The following is a 23,156-nucleotide window of genomic DNA, read 5'->3' as shown; positions in this document are numbered from 1 at the left end:
AAGGGCTAGTTTTTACTTACTAGATCAGGAGAGTCGTGGGTATCCGGATGATACCGGAGGTTGTCATCGCGCTGACGGGTTCCATATCCCGACCGAGATACCGCCAGGTTACGCCGCCTGACGCTCCTCATACCCAACAAATTCCGTGACCTTCTCGGCATTGGAGTCGACCCACCCTGCCATCGGTCCTCCTCCTGCAACGACTGCTCGCGGGGCGCGCGAACCCTCCTCGACACCGGCGGCACGGCACAATGCGAGCCGCGACTTGTAGGTGGCGATCTCAAAAGTCTCGAATGTTGTTGGCGAAGGTGTTCTTCAGGAACTCGTCGCCGAACATCGCATGTTCGATCGCCGCCAAGAGCGGGACCTTCTCAGCGCCACATGGTTGGTGTGACAAGATGCGCGTCATCGGTTCGTTTCCGACCGAGAGCGCCAGGGCTTTGTGCAGCCTCATCGACATTGGGCGCAGGCTCGATTGCTGGCGCGTGGTCGAGCTGGATCACAGGAACCGCGGCGGGGTGTTCCGGAGCGCTGCGCTGATCGCGCGCGCAAGGGAAAGCGGAACTTGCCGAATCACTCGGCTGGTCAACGGGGTCGTGCATGTGGCAGCTCCGAGCCCTGAAGCGGCGATTACTAATCCCTTCCGAGACTAGGCGATATCAACTGCGTTAATCCATGCGCGATCTCGCCGCGTGCGGCCGATTCACCCGCAAGGCGGCGGACGACCGTGTGCTTGCCATCCGTTCGTGGCTGCTCGATGACGCCTCCCGCACTGCACGCGGAATCGTGATGGCCGTTCCGCCGGCATCAGCGCACGCGCGCGCCGACGCGGTCGAGCAGTGCCGCACCGGTGCGGATGCCATTGTAGAAGCAGTCGATCGTCATGTTCTCGTTGGGCGCGTGATTGGCCTCGTCGGCATTCGCATAGGGAACGACGAAGGCGGGAATGCCGAGGAGCTTGGTGAAGACGTAGTCCGGCAGACTGCCGCCGGTGCACGGGAATTCGAGCGGCGTGAGGCCCTGCGCGAGCGCGATGGCATCGCGCACGATCGCGCCAAAGGGCGAATCGAGCGGCACGCGCGACGGCAGCATGCCGCCGCGCCGGATGAACTCCACCTCCGGCGCATGGCGCTTCACATGCGCCTCCACCTTCGCCAACACGTCGTCCGGCGTCATCGCCTCGACCAGGCGGATGTCGCATTTGGCGAAGGCCTCGCAGGGCAGCACGGTCTTGCTGCCCGGTCCGCCATAACCGCCGTGCAAGCCGTTGATGGTCAGCGTCGGATGGAACATCAGACGTTCGTAGTAGCCGCGATCGGGCGGCGCATCGAGATGGCTGAGACCGAGGCTCGCCTTGGCGGCATCGAGGTCCAGCGGCAGGCGCTTCACGGCAGCAATGTCCAGCTCGCTCGGCGGCACGACTGCGTCATGCAGACCGTCGATAGTGATCTCGCCCGCGGCATTCTTCATCGTCCCGAGCAGGTGGACCAACGTCCAGATCGGATTCGGCACGATGCCGCCGAGGTTGCCAGAATGCACGTCGCGGCTGGCGTGCTTCGCGCGCAGCTCGAACGAGCACATGCCGCGCACGCCATAGGTCATGGTCGGCCGCCCCGAGGGGTGCATCGGCCCGTCCGCGGTGACGACGAAATCGGCCTTCAGCCCGTCGCGATGCTCAGCGACGAAATCGGCGATGCGCGGGCTGCCGATCTCCTCCTCGCCTTCGAGCAGAAAGATCACATTGCAGGGCAGCTCGCCATGCACTCGGAGATGGGATTCGATCGCCATGAGCTGCGCGAAATGCTGCCCCTTGTTGTCGCCAATGCCGCGGGCATAGATGCGCCCATCGCGGATGGTCGGCTCGAACGGCGGGCTCAGCCACAGCTCCAACGGATCCGGCGGCTGCACGTCGTAGTGCCCGTAGAGCAGCACGGTAGGTGCGCCCGGCTTCTTCTGCCAGCGTCCGAGCACCATCGGATGCCCGGCGGTCGCGATCGTCTCGGCGTCGAGGCCGATCTCCCGCAGCATGGCGACCAGCAGTGCGGCGACCTCGGTGATGCCGATGTTGTGAGCGCTGATCGAGGGATGCCGGACATAGTCCATCACGCGGGCCAGGAAATCCTGCTTTTGATTCTCGATGTGAGCGAACACTGCCTTCAGGCCAGCAGATGGACGCGGCAGGCTACGCTCTTCATTCATGATGTCGGCTTTCGGCGCGTGCGGTGGACGGACAGGCTCATGTTCGATCGAATTGGACCGAAAAGCAAATCACGCGCGGAGCGAGCCCCGCGCGTGATCGATTGACCGCTCGATGCGGCGCGATGCTCAACCCTTGACGGCCGTGACCACGATCTCGATCAGCGCGCCGCCGCCGAGATCGGAGACGCCGACCGTGGCGCGAACCGGCAGGTCGTCGCCGAAGAACGCAGTCCAAGCCGCATCCATCTCCTTCTTCTTCGACAGGTCGGTGACGAAGATCTGGCCGGAGACGACGCGCGACCTGTCGGTGCCAGCTTGCTTCAGGAAGCCGTCGATCTTGCCGAGGATGTTGCGGGTCTGCTCGCCCATCGACACCGAGGTATCGTCGGCGATGGTGCCGCCGATGAAGACGAAGCCGTTGGCCTCGACGATGCGGTGGTGGATGGCGGAGCGGATCTTGCGGGTGATGGTCATCATGTCCTCATGTGGATGGTGAAGGGATGGAGTTCTGAAAGCGCGCGATGCTGAGATCGCCGATGCGCGTCTGGGTGCCGCCGTGCGCGATGAGCTCGGCCATCACCGCGCCGGCGCCGGGGCCGAGCTGGAAGCCGTGCGCCGAGAAGCCGAACTGGTGATACAGCCCGTCGTGAACGGCGCTCGGCCCGAACACCGGAATGTCGTCGCGCATGCGCGCCTCGATGCCGGCCCAGGCGCGCACGATGGTCGCGCGGCGCATCACCGCGAACAGCTCCGCGACGGTGCGCGCGCTCTCCGACAGCTTGCGCCAGTCGAGCACGGTCTCGTTGCGGTCCTGGTCGGGCGTTGCAAGATGGCCCCCGCCGATCAGCACCGTGCCGTTGGGGAACTGCTTGAACGACAGCTTGCGGCCGCGCAGGATGACGACGGGATCGATGAAGTGCGCGACGGGCGACGTGATCATCAGCATCGGCGCGATGGTCTCGACCGGCACCGGCTCGCCGCACTGTTCCGCAATGCGGCCGGCCCAGGCGCCGGCGGCATTGACCAGCACCGGAGCGGCAAAGCTCTCGGAGCCGACGTCGACATGCCAAAGCTTGCCGTCCTTGCGGATGTTCGTCGCCGCCACGCCCTCGCGAATGAGCGCGCCGAGCTGCTCCGCCTTGCGGCGGAACGCCGTCGTGGTGCGCGCGGGCTGCGCCGCGCCGTCGCGCCGCGACACCACGCCGCCCGGACAGCTCTCCGCTACCGCCGGCACGAGGCGACGCAATTCCGTGCCGTCGATCAGCTCCTCGTGGCTGAAGCCGCGCGCGTTGAGATCGGCGACGCGGGCGCGACAGGCGTCGAGCTCCGCGTCGTTCTCGGCGACCAGCACCTGGCCGAAGCTTTCGAAGCCGCAATCATCATCGACCAGGTCGCTGATGTTCTCCCAGATGCCCATCGAGCGGATCGACAGCGGAATCTCCGCGACGTCGCGCATGAGTTGGCGCACGCCGCCGGCATTGACACCGGAGGCGTGACGGCCGGCATAGTCCTTCTCGATCAGCACCGGCTTCAACCCGGCCAGGCATAGATGCAGCGCGGTCGAGCAGCCGTGGATGCCGCCACCCACGATGATGGCATCCGTCTTCACCGTCATCCGCGCACCACGGCCTTGGTGGCCTCTTCAGTCTTCGGCAGGCCTGCGAGCTCCGACAGCATGATCGGCTTCACCGGCGCGCGCAGCCGGTAGTAGCCGATCTCCTGCGGGGTCTTGCCGCGCGCCTCGGCCATCAGCTCGGTGACGGTGAGGCCACACAGCCGCCCCTGGCACGGCCCCATGCCGGTGCGGCGATAGGCCTTGAGCTGGTTCGGCCCGGTGGCGCCGATCGCGACGGAGTCGAGCACGTCCTTGGCGGTGATCTCCTCGCAGCGGCATACGATGGTGTCGCCTTGCGGGATACGGAACTGCTTTGCCGGCTGGAACAGAACGTCGAGGAAGGTCCTACCGCGCTCGGCGCGGGCCAGCTCCGCAGACCTATCGATGACCTTTGCGTGCGGGCGAAGCGCCTTGATCGCATCCCCGGCCGCCCGCCGGCCGCGCACCACGGCCGCCTGCGCGCCGCCAATGCCGGCGCCATCGCCGGCAATGGCGATGCCGGGAATGGAGCTGTTACCAAGGGCATCCAGCACCGGAGTCCAGCACAGCTGCAGCTCGTTCCAGCGATGCTCGACGCCGGCGGCCATCGCGAGATTCACATTGGGGACCACGCCCTGATGCAGCAGCAGCAACTCGGCCGCCAGCGTCTCGCGCTTGCCGCCCGCGGTGGCGTAGCTGACCGCCGAGAGCTTGCCCTCGCCCTCTGCCACGAGTTCGGTCACGCCGCTGGTGACGCGCACCTTCGCGCGCACCTCGCGCATCATCGCGAGCCCCTTGCCGAAATAGGGCGAGGTCAGGAACGCGAGGGCATGAGGCAGCGCCGCGATGTAGTTGGCGCGCGGGGTGGTGTCGAGAATGCGATCGATGCGGCCGCCGAGGCGCAGGATCTGCGCCGCGAGCAGCCACAGCAGCGGCCCCTGCCCGGCCAAAATCGTCGGGCAGTCAGGCACGAGGCCGGAGGATTTCAACATCGTCTGCGCCGCGCCCGCGGTCATCACGCCGGGCAGGGTCCAGCCGGGAATCGGGAACGGACGCTCCTGCGCTCCGGTCGCGATGATAACCCGCTTGGCCTTGATGAAGGCCGAGCCGCCGGCCACCGAGACGCCGATCTCGAGATTGCGGTCGAGGCTCCACACCGTGGCGCGATGAATGATCTCCGCACCGCTGTCGCGCGCGGCTTTCACGAGCTGCTTGCCGGACCAATAGTCCGCGCCGAGCAGCGCCTCGCTCTTCAGAGGCGTCGCATCGATCGCACGCCAGACCTGGCCGCCGGGGCCGGCGTTCTCGTCGAGCAGCAGCGTCGACAGAGCGGCGCCAGCCGTCATCTCTGCAGCAGCGAGGCCCGCAGGACCGGCGCCGATCACCACGGCGTCATATTCATCATGCTTTGGCGCGGCGCTCATTTGCCGATCTCCCGCTTGCCCTTCTGGACTTCGATCTGCATGCCCTCGGCGACAGGCACGAGACAGCCTTGCCGGTTACCGACTCCATCGATGGTGACGAGGCAGTCGAAGCACACGCCCATCATGCAATAAGGCAGGCGCCTTGCGCCGCTGACCGCGGTGGCGCGCCGGACGTCGAGGCCGGAGGCGAGCAGCGCCGCCGACACGGAGTCACCCTCGCGCGCGGCAACCGGCTGGCCCTCGACATGGATCGTCACCGATCCCCTCGCATCACCCTCAGTTCGTTTGAACATCATCGTCTCCATGGCGCCTTGCGCCGTCATCCCTCAGTAGTAGCCACTGCCGCCCGCTCCCGCTTCGCTGTCGAAGCGGCTGGCTGTGAATGCACCGACCAGCTCCGGCTCGAGCGCACCGTCCTTGACCATGCGCGCGATGTCGAAAGCGTGGTTCGCCGCGAGCGTCACGCCGGAATGGCAGCAGGCGACGAAGGCGCCCGGGTGGCTCTCCGACTGCTCGTAGATCGGGAAGCCGTCCTTCGGCATCACGCGGATGCCGGTCCAGCTTCTGACGACGTTGAGCCGCGCCAGATGTGGGAAGGTGCGCTGGGCGCGATCGGCCATGACCGCGTTGACGGAAAAGTTCTGCACGCGGTCGTCGAGCTCGTCCTCCTTGCTGTCGCCGATCATCACCGTGCCCTCGTCTGTCTGGCGGATCGTGGTCAACGGATGCGGCAGGAACGGCATCGTGCGCTCGGTCACGACGATCTGGCCGCGCGTCGGCCCCATCGGCGCCGACAGCCCGACCATCGGCGCCAGGGTCTGGTTGGCATTTCCTGCCGCGAGCACGACCTTGGCCGCGCGGATCTCGCCTTGCCCCGTCGTCAGCCTGAACTCATTGCCGTCCAGCGCGATCGCACCGACCGCACGCTCCGGCAGATAGTCGACGCCGAACTGCTTCATGCCGGCGTGCAGGGCGCGGAAGGTGCGCAGCGAATTCACGTGACCGTCATAAGGGCAGAAGCTGCCGCCCGAGACCTCCGGGCCGATCAGCGGCAGCATCTTCTTCACCTCGGACGCCGGCAGCATCTCCATTTGATAGTCGGCGGCGCCGACCTGGTTGTGCATGCGCGCGACGAGCTGGGTGCGCTGCTCGTACTCGGCCTCGCCGAGGGTGAGATGAAAGCCGCCGTTCTGCTGCAGCACCACGTCGAGACCGGTCTGCGCCTTCAGCTCCTCGGCGAGCTTCGGCCACGCCTTGGAGCCGCGCACCGTCCAGCCGGTGTAGGCCGGCATGCCCAGGCCCTTGCTCTGCACCCACACCAGCGCGAAGTTGGCGCGCGAGGCACGCTTGGCGATGTCGCCCTCGTCGAGCACGGCGACGCGCTGACCGAGCCGGCCGAGCCCCCAGGCAATCGCAGAGCCGAGCAGGCCGCCGCCGACGACGGCGACGTCATAGTCTCTCATCGTAGTATCTCCTATCGTCCTGCGTCGCCGCCTTTGGCAGTGAGCACGCGGTCGAGGCCATAGACGCGATCGAGCACGATCAGGACGGTCATGGTGATGGCGATGACGCTGGCCGACACCGACGTCACCAGCGGATCAATGTTGTCCTGGATGTAGAGGAACATGCGCACCGGCAAGGTCTCGGTGCCGGGCGTCGCCAGGAACACGGTCATGGTCAGATCGTCGAACGACTGGATGAAGGCGAGCATCCAGCCGCTCACGATGCCAGGCAGGATCGCGGGCAAGGTGACGCGGCGAAACATGGTCCAGCCGTCGGCGCCGAGCGAGACCGCGGCCATCTCGATCGACCGGTCCATGCCGGTCGCGGCCGCAAGCGTCAGCCGCAGCGCGAACGGAAACACCACGACGACATGGGCGATCACCAGCGCCACGAAGGTGCCGCCGATGCCGACCGACGTGAAGAAGCGCAGGAAGGCGATGCCGAGCACGACGTGCGGGATCATCAAGGGCGACAGGAACAGCGCCGACAGCGCGTCACGGCCGCGGAAGCGATAGCGGCTGATCGCCAGCGCCGCCGGCACCGCGAACAAGAGCGCCACGCACGAGGACAGCGCGCCGAGCCACAGGCTCACGCCGAAGGCGTGGACGAATTCCGGATAGTCGGCGAGCGCCCTGAACCAGCGCAGCGAGAAGCTGGTGATCGGGATCGACAGAAAACCTTCGGGCGTGAACGCGACCCAGCACACGACGACGATCGGCGCCACCATGAAGACGACGAACACGGCATGGAAGATCAGCGCCAGAGGGCCGTTCCGGCTCATCGGAACACCTCCTGATAGCGGCGCTCGATCAGCGCGTTGGAGCCGACGACGATCAGGACGAGCGCGATCAGCAGCAGCACGGCGACCGCGGCGCCGAGCGGCCAGTTCAACGTATTGAGGAATTCGTCATAGGCGAGCGTCGCCGCGACCTTGAGCCTGCGGCCGCCGATGATCGCCGGCGTCGCGAACGCGCTGGCGGACAGCGAGAATACGATGATGGCGCCCGACAGCACGCCCGGCATGATCTGCGGCAGCACGATGCGGCGGACCACCGTCAGCGAGCTTGCCCCCAGCGACAGCGCCGCATTCTCGACCTGCGGATCGAGCCGCTGCAGCGCGGTCCACACCGCGAGCACCATGAACGGCATCATCGCGTGCGCCAGCGCGATCACCATGCCGGTCTCGGTGAACATGAACCTGATTGGTGACTCGATCAGGCCTGATGTCATCAGGAGCTTGTTGGCGAGCCCGTTGTTACCGCCGAACAGGAGCGCCCAGCCGAGGGTGCGCGCAACGACCGAGATCAGCAGCGGGCCGATGATCACCAGCAGGAAGAGACCCTTCCACGGCCCCTGCATGCGGTTGAGGATATAGGCCTCCGGTACGCCGAACACCGCCGTGATCAAGGTCGCCAGCACCGCGACGCGGAAGGTGCGCCAGAACATCTCCGCGTAGTAGGGATCGTCCACGATCTCGCGCCAGTTCTTCAGGATGAAGACCGGCTCGATGCCCTTGTACTGGCCCCAATCGTGGAACGACAGCATCACGGTCATCGCCAACGGGATCACGACGACGCCCAGGAACAGCATCAAGGCCGGCAGCGCCAACGAAAGGCCGGCGCGCGTCTCCGACGAGTTGGACGCGATGGTCGCGCTCATGCTGCAGCCTTCGCAGTGCGCAGGCTCATGTCCGAGACCTGCCAGACGAGATGCACCGCTGCGCCCTGCTCCGGCTGCGGCTGGCCGTCATTCTGCCGGATTACGATGGCGGGCCCGCATTCGGTGTCGCATTGGAACAGCCAGTGATTGCCCTGGAAGATGCGGCTCGTGATGCGCCCTGCAAGCCCGGCGTCGCCGAAGTTGATGCGCTCGGGCCGGACGCTGACGGCGACGGAGCCGGCCACGCCGGCCGGCGCCGGCGCACTCCACGATCCCGCGACCAGTCTGGCCTGCCCCCCGGTGTGGTCCACGGTCGCAGCAAACTCGTTGGTCTTGCCGAGAAACTGCGCGACGAAGGCGGAAGCCGGCTGCTCGTAGACCTGCTGCGGCGTGCCGATCTGCTCGATCCTGCCTTTGCTCATCACGACGATGCGGTCGGACAGCGACATCGCCTCGATCTGGTCATGGGTGACGAGGATGGTCGTGGTGCCGAGATCGCGCTGGATCTGGCGCAGCTCGATCTGCATGTCCTCGCGCAGGCGCGCATCGAGGTTGGACAGGGGCTCATCGAGCAGCAGCAGGCTCGGCCGGATCACCAGCGCGCGCGCGAGCGCAACGCGCTGCTGCTGGCCGCCGGACATGCGGCGGGGATGACGGTCCTCATAGCCGGCAAGGCCGACCAGCGCGAGCGCCGATCGCACGCGCTCCTCGCGTTCCTTGCGCGCGACTTTGCGCATCTCCAGGCCGAACGCGACGTTCTCGGCGGCGGTCATGTGAGGAAACAGCGCGTAGCTCTGGAACACGATGCCGAGGCCGCGCTTCGCCGGTGGCACTGCGACGAGATCCCTGCCCTCGAGGCGGATCGCGCCGTGTGAGGGATCGAGGAAGCCCGCGATCATCTGCAACGTGGTGGTCTTGCCGCAGCCCGAGGGGCCGAGGAACGAGATGAACTCGCCCTTGGCGACGCCGAGGCTGAACTCTTCGACGGCCGCGTTGGGGCCGAAAGATTTGCCGACGCGATCGATCTCGAGGAAGGACATGCTTTGGATCCAGATGGGCGAGGAATACTGGCGCCCCGCGCACGGTGCACTTCCCTTCCCCCCTGCGGGGAAGGGAGAACACCGTCGTCAACGAGAGGCTCGCAACAAACGACCAGTCAGCGTTCGACTTCGCGATTCCAGCGCTTGGTCCATTCCTCGCGCTTTTCGTTGACCACGGTCCAATCGGGCGCATAGACCTTGGCGGCGCGTTCGCCGATCGGCGCCATCGCGCCCACGCCCTCGGGGACCACGACGGACTTCACGACCGGGCCATAGCCATATTCCTTCAGCATCGTGAGCTGGATCTTCGGATCGAGCAGCAGCTTGATGAAGCTCGAGGCCAGCGGCGAGACCGACGGCTTGGCGATCGGACACGCCGTCGTCAGCAGGCTCACGGCCCCTTCTTTCGGATAGACGAAATCGACCGGGAAGCCGGTGTTGGCAAAGCTCTGCACGCGACCGCTGCCCCACACCGCGATGACCGCCTGCCCCGATTGGAACAGCTCGGTCATCTTGCCGGGCGACGGCTCGTAGGCCAGCACGTTGGGATTGATGTCATTCTTGAAGATCTTGAAACCGGCATCGACATTGCTCTCGCTGCCGCCGTTCATCTTCGCCAGCATCAGGAGCACGTTGAGGCCGTAGGTGTTGTTGATCGGCGGAATGACGAGCAGCTGCTTGTATTTCGGATCCTTGAGATCGTTCCACGAGGTCGGCGCGGCCCAGCCTTTCTCGGCAAACACCTTCTTGTTGTACATCAGGCCGGTGGCGACGAGGCCGATGGCGACCGCCTTGTCGTCCTTGAAGCGCGCGACCTCCAGCAGATCGCCGGGCAGTCCGGCGACCTTGTCGCAGAAGCCGAGCTGGATCGCCTGGTACATCGGGCCGTCATCGACGATCGCGACGTCGATCTGCTGGTTGCCCTTCTGCGCCTGCAGCTTGGCGAGGGTGTCGGTGGAGTTGCCGGCGACGTATTCGACCTTGACGCCGTTGGCCTGCTCGAACGGCGGGATCACCTCCTCGCGGATCGTCTTCTCGAACGAGCCGCCATAGCCGGCGACATAGAGCGTCTTCTGCTGAGCCCAGACCTGCGAGGCAGAGGCCAGGATGGCGACACCGACCGCCATCAGGAAATTAGGGTGCTTCATCGGACCGATCTCCATCATCTTGGATACGAGACGGTATTAAAAAACCGCCCCCAGGGAGATCGGCTTGCCCGATGGCATCCGCACCCCAGAAACCCGGAGCTGAAGCCTAAAAAACGAGCCTTCCCTCACCCTGCCAAAAAAGATCGCAGCAGAGACTTTGATCGTCCAATGAATAATGGCACCCTATTCATACAAAAATGTTATGGATGTGAGAACGTATGGCGCGGATCAACTCGCGGCAGGTCGAAGCCTTCCGGGCGATGATGCTGAGCGGCAGTGTGACGGAAGCCGCCAAGCTGATGGCGGTGACCCAGCCGGCGGTCAGCCGGCTGCTGCGCGACCTGCAGGCGCTGCTCAAGATGGAGCTGTTCGAGCGCCGCGGCACCGGCCTGGTGCCGACCGCGGCAGCGACGGCGCTCTACATGGAGGTCGAGCGCTCCTTCGTCGGGCTCGATCGCATCACCGCAGCCGCTGAGGAGATCCGTGGCCGGCGCACCGGGACGCTGCGCATTGCCGCGCTCCCCGCGCTCGCCAATGGCTATCTGCCGCGGCTCGCAGGCCACTTCCTGCAGGAACGGCCGAACCTCAACCTCGCCTTCTTCGGCGTGATCTCGCCGATCGTGATCGACTGGGTGCTGAACGCGCAATGCGACGTCGGCTTTGCCGAGGTGCCGATCGCCCATGCCGGGCTGCCGAGCATCAAGCTGCCGGCGCTGCCGCGCGTCGCCGTTCTCCCCGCAGGCCATCCGCATTGCGCGAAGACGATCTTGGTGCCGCGCGACTTCGAGGGGGAGACCTTCATCTCGCTCTCGTCAGGCTCCACCAGCCGGCATCTGATCGATCAGATCTTCCATCGCGAGGATGTCAGGCGCGTGCTGCGGGTCGAGACGACGCTGTCGGAAATCATGTGCGGGATGGTGTCGTCGGGATTGGGCGTCTCGATTTGCGATCCGTTCACCGCGCGCGAATTCGACGGCCGTGGCGTGGTGATGCGGCCATTCACGCCGCGCATCGATTTCGAATTCGCCGCGGTGTTCCCGCCGCAGCGCAGTCCCTCGCCGGTGGCGCTGGACCTCGTCGAGTCGGTGCGACAGGCCCTGGAAGAGCTCGGCCGAGCATCGATCCCTGGAGAAACCGATGAAGGTTAGCTGGGCGAACCTAGAACCCGCTGATTGAGCGGCGTGTGATCTGGTCCTTGCTGAGAGCCACCAAGGCCGACGCCATCGCCACGGACCAGAACGCGGGAATGCTTGTGATTGAGAGTCTGCCGGTTTACGGGCTCATTTCCTGCCGCGCGCCCCGAGGCTCATAGAACAAGGGACCGACAGGAATCTCCAAGAACGTCTCGTTTTGCCGCTGGATGAGCAGTGCATCCAGTCCTTGCTTCTGCGCCAGCGCCTTGCCTTGCTCCGGACCGAGAACCATGAGCGCAGTGGCCCAGGCATCGGCATCCATGCAGCTAGCGGCAACGACTGAAACTGACGCAATTCCATTTTCTACCGGACCGCCGCGCGATCGGTCCATCGTGTGAGAGAGGCGCTTTCGCCCGATATCGACCCAGCGCCGATAGTCGCCCGACGTCGCGACCGCCGCATCACGCAATTCGATCACGCCGAGCGGCCCGCGCCGTTCATAGTCAGGCGCTTCCACCGCTACGCGCCACGGGGCTCCGTCTGCCTTGGCGCCCCGCGCTTTCAACTCTCCATCGAGACCGACCAGCGCATTGGAGACGCCGAAGATCTCAACCACGCGCATCATCTCGTCCACGGCAAAACCCTTGGCGATGCCAGAAAGATCGAGGGCGAAGTGGCTGTGTTTGCGCGCTCTTCGTCCCGGCACATCCAGTTCAAGAACAGTGTGGGTTGGTGGCAACCGCTCGCGAAGAGCCGCGCGAAGCGCTTGCGCGTCTGGCACCGAACAGGGAGGTCCGAAACCCCAGGCATTGACGAGACTTCCGAGCCCGATGTCAAAGGCGCCGCCCGAGGCGCGTCCGATTGCAACTCCCCGCTCCAAAACCCGCATGAGTTCAATCGGCAAGGATTCCCAGGTTCCCGGCGACGCTGCATTGAGACGCATCAGGTCGCTGTCCGGCTTCCATGTGGACATCTGATGGTCGACGCAATCGACGGCGTGAGCCAATGCGGCTTCCAGCGCGGCAAGATCGGTCGACGGCGGTGCATAGAGCAGCGCCGACCAGCGCGTTCCCATGGTGGCGCCGCTCAATACATGACGGAGCAGGTCAGTAGACATCTTCAACATACCTCCCTTGGGCTTTGAGTGCGACAGGAGTCAGACCGAGGGGCGCCAATACATCCGCCACCGCCTGCATGACGTCCGCTGCCATGTCGCGCCCGCCACAGACCATGACCTGCGCTCCGTTGGCGACGAGTGCGCGCAGGCGATCGGCGTCACCGCGCAGGCGATCCTGCACATAGCCGCCGCCCTTCACGCGCGAGAAGGCAGTGGTGAAGCTCGTCAGTCGTTTCTCACCCAGCCAGCCATCGATTTCGCGCTCATAAAGAAAGTCCGAGGCTGGATCGCGCCCGCCGAAATAGAGATGCATCGGCCGGCGCCCGCCGTTGGCACGAACAAATCCTGCCAGCGGACCGATGCCGGTGCCGGCGCCGATCAGGATCACCGGTTTTCGTCCATGTGAAGGGCGGAAAGCGGGGTTTGCCTTCACGAAGGCCTCGACCTTGTCGCCCGGCTGAAGGCCGTGAAGCAGACCAGAGCAAAGTCCACCCGGACGCTTGCGGACGCAGATTTCGACGAAGCCATCACGGGTCGAACTTGCCAACGAATAGTAGCGCGGCAAGTTGCAGTCCGGCGGCAGAACCGCGATCAAGTCGCCTGCGGCGAAGCGCGGCCAGGCATGCCCTGTGAGGCGCGCGAACATGCCGCTTCTTGGCAGCGCGAAGCGCAGCACGCAGGTTGGCGCCTGCACCTCCGCGCCGTAATCGACGCGTTCGATGAGCGTCAGCGTACGAGTACGCGGCCGCTCCGGCACATGTATCAGCACGATGTCTTCACCCATGACGTCCGACAGGGCCTCGCCCCACCGCGCAAACTCTTGCCCGGACTGGCGGTCGATCGTGTCCAGCGGCATCAACGATCTCGAACCTTTACGCGCCAGGGCCGCTTCGACGTCGCGGGCGAATTGACAGAATTGCGGGAATTGCCGATCACCGAAGCCGAGGACCGCGACCGGAAAAGGCAGTGGCGCGGTGATCGCGTCGAGACGTTTGAGGAACGCGCCGGCTGTCGCCGGCGCTGCGCCGTCGCCATAGGTTGCCGTCAGCAGGAACATGCGCTGCGTCGACGGATAGGATCGTAACAAGCTGTCCATCGGAGCGACGTGAACCCTGTGCCCGTTGGCCGTCAGCGCGGCATGCAGCGTGCGGGCGAAGCCCCATGTGCTGCCGCCCTCGCTGCCGACCAGGATCACGGTGTCGGCATCTTGGGCGGGAACGTTGTCGGTGATGGGAGCGTGAGCGTGCTTCCTGCTCGACCACACCACGGCTCCGCTTAACCCGAGCACCGGCACGCCGAGGGCGCTGACGCCGAGCAGCAATCCAAGCCACCAGAGCCCTTGCCCGGTGTGCAGCATGTAGATGAATTCGTAGATCTGCCGGGCGACCGAATTGTCCTGCCAACCCAGCAGCTCTCCACCGACCGGGTCGACGTAGCCCTCGCCTGCGGCGGTGGCTAGCTGGAAGGGATCGTTCGGATTCGCGGGGTTGGGAAACGTCAATTCACGCAGTTGGGAAAGATCGATGCCACGCAAAGCCTGGATTTGCTCGACCGGAAGAGCAGGGCCGCGGCTTGTCACGCTCGGAAATGTGGACACCTGTGCCGTGCCGTCCGGGATCAGTCCGAACGTCGTGAGCGACAGATACAGCGCCGTCATCGCCGACAGCACGAGCCCGAAGGCCACCAGTCGACCGAGATCGGTATGCAGGCGTTGCATGCCGCCGCCGCGGGAGCAGCCGAGAATGTGCCGCCACCCTCCCATGCGCCGGGCCGTCATCTGCAGACCTGACAGCGTCAGGACGAGCATCGCGAATGCGCTCGCGCCTGTGGCCACGCGTCCGCCATCGCTCAGAAGGAACGAGCGGTGCAGGTTTGTCATCCAGCGCTCGAACGGGGAGCGCACGTAGTCCGAAACCGGCTTGCCGCTGGAAGGGTCCACCACGCTCGCGGCCGGGCCCGCTGGTCCGGAGTAGAAGGCGACGACCTTGCCGGAGGTCAGTCGCTTGATCTGCTCGACGCCAGGATATCTGTGGGCGATCCGGCCGGCGAGGTCGGCGACGCTAATGCTGTCTGGCGATATCGCCCCAGCTCTTTCCCAAGCCGGGATCACCGACAGCACCGCTCCGCTCAGGACAAGCACCATCAGCGGCAGGACGACGGCAAAGGCCAGGACCCTATGAATCCAGCGCAGCATCACACCCATCCTAAGGCTACATGTCGTAAGCGAACGAGCGGATGTAGGTGCGCCCTGCCAGCGGCCGGCCCGCGCTCGCGGATGTCAGCGGAACGACCACCTCGGACGGGCTGTCGCGCATGTCCTCGGCGGCGGCGTCGATATGCAGCTTGTAGCCCGCATCGAAGAGCGCATCCGCAAGATCGAGCGTGATTTTCAGCGTACGGCCGGCTCCGACGCTTGCGCCGGTGATGCCGTTGATATCGGCAAGGTTTCCACGAGAACTGCGCTCCCAGCCGCTGAGATGACTGTAATATTTGGACTTGGAGCCCGCCATCCACAGCGTGCCTTTGTAAGCTCCGGTCGCGTCGGTCACGTAGAGCGCCAAATACGCGCCGTTCCCGCCGTAGTTGTTGAGCGTCGTGGTCAACGTGACAGGTCGCGCCATGGCCAGCCCGGGGGCGGTCAGCGCGGTGGTCAGGGCAAGGGCGGCAATCATCGATCTCATTTCTGTCTCCGACAGTGGCGTTTCTATCGCGCCATAACTGAATGGCGCGGCTGACGTGCTCCTGAAGGCCGATCCGATTCTGCTTCAGGTCGCCGTCAGGTTGGCGCCCTCTGCAAAAGCAAACGCCCCGCACGACGCGGGGCGCGCTAGAACGCGATGTCGCGTTCGCTCGATTCAGGCGATGTCCGTCGGTCGGGCCAGCCTTTTGCGTCCCACGATGCTCGTCGCTTCCGGACCGCTATTGAACTTGGACCTTGGGGGTCGTGCCGCCCTGAATAAGTCCGTTGGGGGGCGGCGCCGTAGGCGCGGCTGCTCGTCCTGGTCCCGACTGATCGCCTCGCCGGTCTCGGTCACCTTCATCATGATCCTTGTCGTGCTCTCCGCGCTTTTGCTTCACGCGGATCACAGCCAGAGATGCAGGATCAACCTTTGCCTCGATGGCGCGACCGCCTTCGTCCTGTCCCCTGATCTCATAGCATCCATCGTCGATCTTGATTCTGCGCACGGTCCAGCCGCGCGCTTTCGCCATTTGTTCGACCGCTTCGCGCGGCTGCCATTGCGCCATGGGCGCGCTGCAATCGTCATCATCGGCCAGCGCCATGCCGGGGGTCAGCGCCCCCAGCAGAATGGCGGCAATCAACACTGTCCTGTTCACGTTCTCCTGCTCCCGCTTCAAGGCTCCTGCCTGCCTTCTTCTTGAGCCGGTTTCCTGACGTTGACCTGAAGACGCCGCGACTTTTGCTTCAGGTCAACGTCAGAATCTCCTCTATGATTATCTCTAACCTCACAGGTCGACGGGGTGCGCGGAATGACCCGATGCGGATATTGCTGATCGAAGACGACACGATTCTGGGGGCGGCAGTACGCGACCAGATTGTGTCGGATGGCCATTCCGTGGACTGGGTGACCCGCTTGGATGCGGCACGGGAATATCTTGGCACCGCGGCCTATGACCTCTTGCTCCTGGATCTCATGCTGCCGGACGGCCGCGGTATCGGACTGCTGCGCGATCGACGCGCCAAGGGCGACGTGACGCCGGTCATCATCCTAACGGCGCTTGATCAATTGTCCGACCGGATCGAAGGGCTCAACGCCGGCGCAGACGATTACATGATCAAGCCCTTCGATCTTTCGGAGCTTACGGCGCGGCTGAATGCCGTCGCTCGCCGCTATGCCGGCAATCCGAACCCGCTCATCCGAATTGGCGATCTTCAGATCGACCTGGCCGCTCGGTCGATGACGCGTGCAGGAAAGAGCATCGCCCTGACAGCGCGGGAATGGGTGCTGCTCGAGGCTTTCTTGCAGCGTCCACGGCAGGTCTTGTCCAAATCGCTGCTCGAGGAACGGCTCTATTCCTTCGGCGAAGAGATCGAGAGCAACACCATCGAAGTCCATGTCAGCCGGCTTCGCAAGAAGCTCGGACACGCCGTCATTGAGACCGTGCGAGGTCTCGGCTATCGGCTGGGAACCGCCTCATGAAGGGCCCGCGTAGTCTGCAGTGGCAGATCTCGCTGTGGCTCGGGCTCGGCGTCGCACTCCTTTGGATCGTTGCAGCCGTCGTGACCGGCCAAAGGCTGCGTCACGAAATGAACGAAGTATTCGATAGCGCGCTCGAGGAAACGGCTCAGCGGATTCTTCCACTTGCGGTGCTCGAGATCCTTGGCCGTGAGGCAGACGGCACGTCTCAGCGTATCGCTACGCTGAGGCAGCACGACGAGTACTTCACTTATGTGGTCCGTGACGAGCGCGGCACCGTCCTGCTGCGCTCGCACGGCGCCGACGACGCGATCTTTCCTCCTTTCTCCAGAATGGGGTTTGTCGACACCCCAACCCATCGAATCTACTTCGACACTGCAGTGCGAGGCACGATGACGATCGCGGTGGCGGAGCTGCTGACACATCGCCGCGAGGTCGCGAACCAGGCGCTCCTCGGGCTTGCCTGGCCGTTGGGATTGCTCATTCCCCTCAGTCTTCTCGCCGCATGGGGCGTCGTGCGCGTTTCGATGACCCCGGTCAGGCGCCTACGAAGCGACATTGAAGCGCGCGGCACCGGCGATCTGTCCTCGGTTCCAGCCGCGGGACTGCCCTCCGAGATCGGACCGATCGCCGACGCCGTGAACGGCCTCCTGGAGAAGCTTCGACGCGCCCTGGAAGCTGAGCGAAGTTTCACGGCCAATTCCGCGCACGAACTCCGTACACCGGTGGCTGCCGCGCTCGCGCAGACGCAACGGCTCATCGCCGAGACCAGGGACACCGCGGCCCGAACCCGGGCCCAGCAGATCGAGGTGGCGCTGCGGCGGCTTTCGCAATTGTCTGAAAAGTTGATGCAGCTCGCGAAGGCGGAAGGTGGACGGCTTCAGGGCAAGGGGACGACGGATATCGCATCGGTTCTGAAACTGGTCGTCGGGGAGATGATGCGCGATCCGGCTGCGGCCGGTCGGCTCGCCGTCAACATTCCTGCTACGCCGGTCCTTTTCGATATCGATACAGATGCCTTTGCCATTCTAGCGCGCAACCTCATCGAGAACGGCCTCAAGCACGGAGCGCCCCACGCGCCAGTCGTTGTAGCTCTTTCCAACACTGGCGTGCTGACCGTTACAAATGAGGGAACAGCCGTTCCGCCGGAGTTGCTGGAACGCTTGTCTCGCCCGTTCGAGCGTGGCAGCACCGATGCCGACGGCTCGGGATTGGGCCTCGCCATTGCAAAAGCCATCGCCTCCGGAGTCGGGGCCGAGCTTGTCCTGACATCCCCTTTGCCTGGAGCGCAGGGCGGCTTCCAGGCGAGGTTTTCCGCGCCGTGAGTTCGTGGGCGGCTCGTCCATGATTTTTCGAGGAATTGGGAGCAGATTGGGATGTGGCAATTGGGGCCAATCAGCAGGCCGGCGGCGAATCACGCGCGCGTGGCGGCCAGCTCTTCGAGAAGCGCTACGGTAGCTATCAGGCTTCGGCTCGGCGGCGTCATCTGATTGGCCACCTCGCGCGCGCGAGTGGCGCATTCTGGCTCCAAGACGGTCCACAGGTCATGGCGAAGGGTCGCTTGTGTCGTTGCGGAAAAACGACGCGAGGTGCCGACACCCAGGCGTCTGATCCGTGTCGCCCATACCGGCTGGTCGGCGCCGATCCAGAGGACAAGAGTTGGGACGCCGGAGCGAACGCTCGCTGCCGTGGTGCCGGAGGTGCACCCCGACAGCACCAATCAACGTTCAAAGACATTGGGGCTGGACGCCACCGAAGATCGCGGCTGGCTAGCCGTACGTCCCCTGGTTCGCCTTTCAAACTATTGAGAGCAGACTGTCGAAAAACACCGTCTGAAAAACCGTTAGTTTTTCAACCTCAGACGGTGTTTCTGCATAAGTCTTTGAAAGGCTTGGTGGGCGCACTAGGGCTCGAACCTAGGACCCGCTGATTAAGAGTCAGCTGCTCTACCAACTGAGCTATGCGCCCGGATCTTGCATCCGGAGAAAGCCTTCCGCGAGAGCCGGTCGTTTAGCAAAGCGATTCCAGGATGTCCAGCGATCCCTGAGCATTTTTCGGCACTTTCGATGCAGAAAAACCGCCGGCGGGCGGCGGTTTTCCCCAAATGAAATCAGAAGGATCGTCAAACGGCTGTCAAAGCCGCCCGGACTCGCGTTCCTCCTCGGACCAGCCCATGTGGCCCATCGGTCCCGGGCCGAAGCGATGCTCGCCGAAGCGCGGACCGTCCTCCATGCCGCCCTCGCCGCGCTCCATCCAGCGGTGATGGCGCAGACCGTCCGGTCCCATCATGCGCCCCATCGGCCGGGTCAGCATCGACAGCCGGCGCTTCTGGCCATCGTCGAGCGTCTTGTAGAGCGGGTCGGCGGCGTCGGCGACCTTCTTCATCGCATCCGCCGTGACCGCCATGGTGTCGGCACGCTCGCGCAGCCGCGCCACCGGATCGACATCCTTGTCCTGCGCCTCGTCGGCTGCCTTCATCCGCGCGTTGGCACGATCGAACCGCAGCTTGACGAGATCGCGCACCGCGCTCTCGACCGGCGGCCACAATTTCTCCTGCTCCGCCGTCAGCTTCAGGCCGGCATGGACGGAAGCGATGCGCGCATCGAGCATGGCGGCGCGATCTTCCGGATTCATGCGCGCATGATGCATGTGATCATGAAACCAGCCGCGCTGGGCGTAGACCGCGGTCGAGCCGGCGATGGCGAGCACGGCGACTGCGGCAATGGTGAACCTTCTCATGCCAACCTCCTTGGAAACTCGGATCAGCATGAGCCTGCCGTTCCGCGCCTTCAACTTACAGTTTGGACAGAGTGTACGACCTTACGAAGATGTAATTGCTTCAAATACCTTTCTGTTTTTGCAAATCAGTTTCAGTTTGTTGCCGCGCCTCAAAGCATCCCCAGCATGCGCGGCAACCACAGCGAGATTTCCGGCACGTAGGTGACGAGCGCGAGGAAGCCGAGCATCGTCAGCAGCCAGGGCATGACGGCGATGGTCAGTTCGGTGATGCCCATCTTGGCGATGCCGGAGGCCACGTAGAGGTTGAGCCCGACGGGCGGGTGGCACATGCCGACCTCCATGTTGACCACCATCAGGATGCCCAGATGCACCGGATGGATGCCGAGCTTGACCGCGACCGGGAACAGGATCGGCGCCATGATCAAGACGATCGAGGTCGCCTCCATCACGTTGCCGGCGAGCAGCAGGAGGATGTTGACGACCAAGAGGAACACGATCCAGTTGACGCCAGCCGCCGCCATCCAGTTGGCGATCTGCTGCGGGATGTTCTCATTGGCCATCAGGAACGAGAACAGCACGGCATTGGTGATGATGTAGAGGATCATCGCGCTCATGTTGGCCGAGCCGAGCAGCACCTTCGGCACGTCCTTCAGCGACATGTCGCGATAGACGAACACCGCGATGACGAAGGCATAGACGGCGCTGACGGCCGCGGCCTCGGTCGGCGTGAACTTGCCGGTGTAGATGCCGCCGAGCACGATCACGATCAGCAGCAGGCCCCAGACGCATTTGCGGAAGGCCGTGAAGCGCTCGGCCCAGCTCGCCCGCGGCATCCGTGGATAGTCGTTCTTCCAGGCCCGGTAGAAGGTCGTGAGGCCGAGCAGGCTCGCCAGCATCAGCCCGGGGATAACCCCGGCGATGAACAGCTGACCGACAGAGGCCGAGGAGACGCGATGACCGGCCGGATCGAGCGCGATGCTGCCGCCGGTCGCGACCGCATAGACCACCATCACGATCGAGGGCGGGATCAGGATGCCGAGCGCGCCTGACGTCGTGATGACGCCGGCGCCAAAGCGCTTGGGAAAGCCCTGCTTGACCATCGCCGGCAGCATGATCGAACCGATCGCGATCACGGTCGCCGGCGAGGAGCCGGAGACGGCGGCGAACAGCGCACAGGCCACGACGCCGGCAAGGCCGAGGCCGCCATACCAGTGCCCGACCATCGAGGTCGCGAAGTTGATCATCCTTCGGGCGACGCCGCCATGGGTCAGGAAATTGCCGGCGAGGATGAAGAACGGGATCGCCATGATCTCGAAATTGTCGATGCCCGTGAACAGCTTCAGCGCGACCGATTCGGTCGGCACGTTCGTCATGAAGAACACGAACGACAGCACGGTGAGGCCGAGCGCGATCGAGATCGGCATGCCCGTCAGCATCAGGAAGATGAGCAGGCTGAAGATGAGGAGGCTGCTCATCGCAGCGCCTCCGTCGCCGTCGGGTCGACGCCTTCGACATAGGCGTGGTCGTGATGCGGCAGCTCGTCGTGGCGCAGATAGTGCCAGGCGACCTGCAGGAAGCGGAAGCACATCAGATAGGAGCCGAGCGGGATGCAGAGATAGACCAGCCAGCTCGGCAGCTCCATGTCGGGCGTCACCTGGTCGGTCTGCGACAGGCCGTAGACGAACTTGGCGCCCATCGTGCCGATGATGGAGGTGAACAGCGCTCCGCACAGCAGGCCGAACAGGATGGTCACCTTGCGCAGCGATGGCCGCATCATGTTGACGACGACGTCGACGCCGACATGGATGCCCGTGCGCACGCCGTAGGCGGCGCCGAACTTGGCCATCCACACGAACATGTAGATGCAGAGCTCCTGCGCCCAGGACAGGTCGATCGGAAACAGGATGGGATAGAGGAAGGGCACGCCGACCAGATAGCGGTGCAGCACGGCCACGAAGATGATCGAGGTCGCCGCCGCGATCAGGAATGCGATCAGGATCTCCTCGAGCCGATCGAGGATGCGCAACAGAAAGCCCAAGTCCCCTCCCCCACAATCAAAACGTCCGCGGCGCTTGGCTGCGCCGTCTGCCTTCTTGCGCGCCGAGTGCTTCGCCCCCTCGGTGCGCGGGCCATTGTCCGCGCACCGCTCGTCTCACGCCATCAGTTGGTCGAGCCGCGCGTCTCCTTCAGGAACTCGTCGATCAGCGGCTGGCCGACGCGCCCCGCGACGTCCTTGTACACCGGCATCATCGCCTTGCGCATCGCCTCGTCCTGGGCCGGCGTCAGCTTGACCAGCTCGGTCTTGCCGGACTTGCGGATCTCCTCGAGCGCGTCGTCGTTCTCCTTCGCCGACTGGTTGTTGCCGTAGGCGGTCGCTTCCTTCATCGCCTTCTCGCAGGCGGCGCGGATATCCGGCGGCAGGCCGTCCCAGAACTTCTTGTTCACGACCACGACGTAGCCGATGTAGCCGTGATTGGTCAGCGTGATGTACTTCTGCACCTCGTGCATCTTCTGGGTATAGATGTTCGAGGGCGTGTTCTCCTGGCCGTCGACGACGCCGGTCTGCAGCGCCTGGTAGACTTCGGAGAAGGCCATCACCTGCGGGATGGCGCCGAGGGTGCGGAATTGCGCGTCCAGCACCTTCGAGGACTGGATGCGGAACTTCAGACCCTTGTAGTCGGCGGGATCGACGAGCTTCTTGTTGGCGCTCATCTGCTTGAAGCCGTTGTCCCAGTAGGCGAGCCCGATCATTCCCTTGGGCTCGAGCAGCTTCAGCAGCCTGGTGCCGAGCGGGCCGTCGGTCACCTTCCGCAGGGTGGCGAGGTCGGGCAGGATGTAGGGCAGATCGAACACCTCGAATTCCTTGATGCCGATCGGGCCGAACTTGGAGTTCGAAGGCGCCAGCATCTGCACCGCGCCGAGCTGCAGCGCCTCGAGCTCTTCCTTGTCCTTGTAGAGCTGCGAGTTCGGATAGACTTCGACCTTGACCTTGCCGTCGGTGTATTTCTCGGCCAGCTCCTTGAACTTGTCGGCGGCGAGGCCCTTCGGGGTGTTCGAGGCCACCACGTGGCTGAACTTGATCACGATCGGATTGTCGGCGGCGAGGGCCGGACCGGCCAGAGCGAGCACCGCGAGCGAGGCGGCGGTGGCGATCACGTGGCGAAACTTGAAGTGCAAGGTGTCCTCCCGACGTTTCGGGGGACATTGCAATGACGCCCCCGCTTTGTATGCCAAGGACATTGTTAGCGGGTCGACGGCCGGAATGCCATTGACCGTTAGCCGCAGAGGCGGGGATTCCCATGCCGCAGCGCAAAAAGTGGTGGTGACTGTCATTCCGGGGCAGCCGCGCAAGCGGCTGAGCCCGGAATCCGGAGGTTATTGGCGCGGGCGCAAGCCAAGCTCGGGATTCCGGGTTCGACGCTGCGCGTCGCCCCGGAATGACG

Annotated in this window: 22 protein-coding genes and 1 tRNA gene; 3 read left to right on the top strand and 20 right to left on the bottom strand. The window is 64.5% G+C overall.

The genetic code is table 11. From position 1 onward, the window contains the following. Window positions 1–280 precede the first annotated feature (280 nt). The 11 genes from QW887_RS22415 to QW887_RS22365 all read right to left on the bottom strand — a co-directional run bounded on the left by QW887_RS22415 (window position 281) and on the right by QW887_RS22365 (window position 10,567). Window positions 281–460: a hypothetical protein gene (locus tag QW887_RS22415; protein ID WP_316174186.1), complete on the bottom strand. Its 180-nt coding sequence runs from the start codon at window positions 458–460 to the stop codon at window positions 281–283. Window positions 461–807: 347 nt separating this feature from the next. Next, entirely contained in the window at window positions 808–2,199 is a 1,392-nt protein-coding gene (locus QW887_RS22410; protein WP_316174187.1) for a M20/M25/M40 family metallo-hydrolase, read from the bottom strand. Between the two features lie 126 nt (window positions 2,200–2,325). Beyond that, entirely contained in the window at window positions 2,326–2,673 is a 348-nt protein-coding gene (locus QW887_RS22405) for a RidA family protein (protein ID WP_316174189.1), read from the bottom strand. A gap of 7 nt (window positions 2,674–2,680) precedes the next feature. Beyond that, window positions 2,681–3,814: an FAD-dependent oxidoreductase gene (locus QW887_RS22400; protein ID WP_316174191.1), complete on the bottom strand. Its 1,134-nt coding sequence runs from the start codon at window positions 3,812–3,814 to the stop codon at window positions 2,681–2,683. Then, entirely contained in the window at window positions 3,811–5,217 is a 1,407-nt protein-coding gene (locus tag QW887_RS22395) for an NAD(P)/FAD-dependent oxidoreductase (protein WP_316194997.1), read from the bottom strand. Before QW887_RS22395 ends, QW887_RS22400 begins: the two co-directional genes overlap by 4 nt. Next, on the bottom strand, window positions 5,214–5,510 hold the full coding sequence (locus QW887_RS22390) for a (2Fe-2S)-binding protein (RefSeq protein WP_315810554.1): 297 nt from the start codon (window positions 5,508–5,510) through the stop codon (window positions 5,214–5,216). The genes QW887_RS22395 and QW887_RS22390 overlap by 4 nt, the downstream gene beginning before the upstream one ends. Window positions 5,511–5,543: 33 nt before the next feature. Further along, entirely contained in the window at window positions 5,544–6,680 is a 1,137-nt protein-coding gene (locus tag QW887_RS22385; protein WP_316194994.1) for an FAD-dependent oxidoreductase, read from the bottom strand. 11 nt (window positions 6,681–6,691) lie between these two features. Continuing rightward, a complete protein-coding gene (locus tag QW887_RS22380) occupies window positions 6,692–7,501 on the bottom strand; it encodes an ABC transporter permease (protein WP_315713261.1) in 810 nt (269 codons plus the stop codon). Then, window positions 7,498–8,379 (bottom strand): ABC transporter permease, encoded by an 882-nt coding sequence (locus QW887_RS22375; RefSeq protein ID WP_315713263.1) that lies wholly within the window; start codon window positions 8,377–8,379, stop codon window positions 7,498–7,500. Before QW887_RS22375 ends, QW887_RS22380 begins: the two co-directional genes overlap by 4 nt. Next, complete coding sequence (locus tag QW887_RS22370) at window positions 8,376–9,419, bottom strand: ABC transporter ATP-binding protein (protein ID WP_316194992.1); 1,044 nt, start codon at window positions 9,417–9,419, stop codon at window positions 8,376–8,378. Before QW887_RS22370 ends, QW887_RS22375 begins: the two co-directional genes overlap by 4 nt. 116 nt (window positions 9,420–9,535) lie before the next feature. Beyond that, window positions 9,536–10,567, bottom strand: coding sequence for an ABC transporter substrate-binding protein (locus QW887_RS22365; RefSeq protein ID WP_316194990.1), 1,032 nt, complete (start codon window positions 10,565–10,567; stop codon window positions 9,536–9,538). Window positions 10,568–10,785: 218 nt separating this feature from the next. Here QW887_RS22365 and QW887_RS22360 point away from each other — a divergent pair, with 218 nt between their 5' ends. Further along, window positions 10,786–11,715 carry a LysR substrate-binding domain-containing protein gene (locus tag QW887_RS22360; protein ID WP_316194988.1) on the top strand — a complete coding sequence of 310 codons (930 nt, stop codon included), beginning with the start codon at window positions 10,786–10,788 and terminating at the stop codon, window positions 11,713–11,715. Between the two features lie 124 nt (window positions 11,716–11,839). On the opposite strand, the gene QW887_RS22355 is transcribed toward QW887_RS22360, so the two are convergent. The 4 genes from QW887_RS22355 to QW887_RS22340 form a co-directional block, all read right to left on the bottom strand. Beyond that, window positions 11,840–12,826, bottom strand: a complete 987-nt coding sequence (locus QW887_RS22355; protein ID WP_316194986.1) for an FAD:protein FMN transferase — start codon at window positions 12,824–12,826, stop codon at window positions 11,840–11,842. Beyond that, the gene (locus tag QW887_RS22350; RefSeq protein ID WP_316194984.1) at window positions 12,807–15,011 is read right to left on the bottom strand and encodes a PepSY domain-containing protein; all 2,205 of its coding nucleotides are present in this window, start codon (window positions 15,009–15,011) and stop codon (window positions 12,807–12,809) included. Before QW887_RS22350 ends, QW887_RS22355 begins: the two co-directional genes overlap by 20 nt. A gap of 16 nt (window positions 15,012–15,027) precedes the next feature. Further along, a complete protein-coding gene (locus QW887_RS22345; RefSeq protein WP_316194982.1) occupies window positions 15,028–15,498 on the bottom strand; it encodes a DUF2271 domain-containing protein in 471 nt (156 codons plus the stop codon). 238 nt (window positions 15,499–15,736) lie between these two features. After that, window positions 15,737–16,174: a PepSY domain-containing protein gene (locus QW887_RS22340; protein ID WP_316194980.1), complete on the bottom strand. Its 438-nt coding sequence runs from the start codon at window positions 16,172–16,174 to the stop codon at window positions 15,737–15,739. Between the two features lie 140 nt (window positions 16,175–16,314). Here QW887_RS22340 and QW887_RS22335 point away from each other — a divergent pair, with 140 nt between their 5' ends. Together QW887_RS22335 and QW887_RS22330 are read left to right on the top strand one after the other, a co-directional pair. Then, the gene (locus tag QW887_RS22335; RefSeq protein WP_315713274.1) at window positions 16,315–16,977 is read left to right on the top strand and encodes a response regulator transcription factor; all 663 of its coding nucleotides are present in this window, start codon (window positions 16,315–16,317) and stop codon (window positions 16,975–16,977) included. After that, complete coding sequence (locus QW887_RS22330; RefSeq protein WP_316194978.1) at window positions 16,974–18,299, top strand: ATP-binding protein; 1,326 nt, start codon at window positions 16,974–16,976, stop codon at window positions 18,297–18,299. The genes QW887_RS22335 and QW887_RS22330 overlap by 4 nt, the downstream gene beginning before the upstream one ends. Before the next feature lie 567 nt (window positions 18,300–18,866). Here the strand turns inward: QW887_RS22330 and QW887_RS22325 are convergent. The 5 genes from QW887_RS22325 to QW887_RS22305 form a co-directional block, all read right to left on the bottom strand. Continuing rightward, window positions 18,867–18,942, bottom strand: a tRNA-Lys gene (locus tag QW887_RS22325). 165 nt (window positions 18,943–19,107) lie between these two features. Next, the gene (locus QW887_RS22320) at window positions 19,108–19,713 is read right to left on the bottom strand and encodes a Spy/CpxP family protein refolding chaperone (protein WP_315769039.1); all 606 of its coding nucleotides are present in this window, start codon (window positions 19,711–19,713) and stop codon (window positions 19,108–19,110) included. A 149-nt stretch (window positions 19,714–19,862) separates the two neighbouring features. Next, window positions 19,863–21,188, bottom strand: coding sequence for a TRAP transporter large permease subunit (locus tag QW887_RS22315; RefSeq protein ID WP_315769041.1), 1,326 nt, complete (start codon window positions 21,186–21,188; stop codon window positions 19,863–19,865). Further along, a complete protein-coding gene (locus tag QW887_RS22310; protein WP_315752772.1) occupies window positions 21,185–21,751 on the bottom strand; it encodes a TRAP transporter small permease in 567 nt (188 codons plus the stop codon). Before QW887_RS22310 ends, QW887_RS22315 begins: the two co-directional genes overlap by 4 nt. A 122-nt stretch (window positions 21,752–21,873) precedes the next feature. Further along, window positions 21,874–22,890: a TRAP transporter substrate-binding protein gene (locus QW887_RS22305; protein ID WP_315713282.1), complete on the bottom strand. Its 1,017-nt coding sequence runs from the start codon at window positions 22,888–22,890 to the stop codon at window positions 21,874–21,876. Window positions 22,891–23,156 lie beyond the last annotated feature (266 nt).

The organism is Bradyrhizobium sp. SZCCHNRI3052 (assembly GCF_032484895.1).
Classification (GTDB): Bacteria; Pseudomonadota; Alphaproteobacteria; order Rhizobiales; family Xanthobacteraceae; genus Bradyrhizobium.
This window is presented reverse-complemented; position numbering and strand designations above follow the sequence as displayed.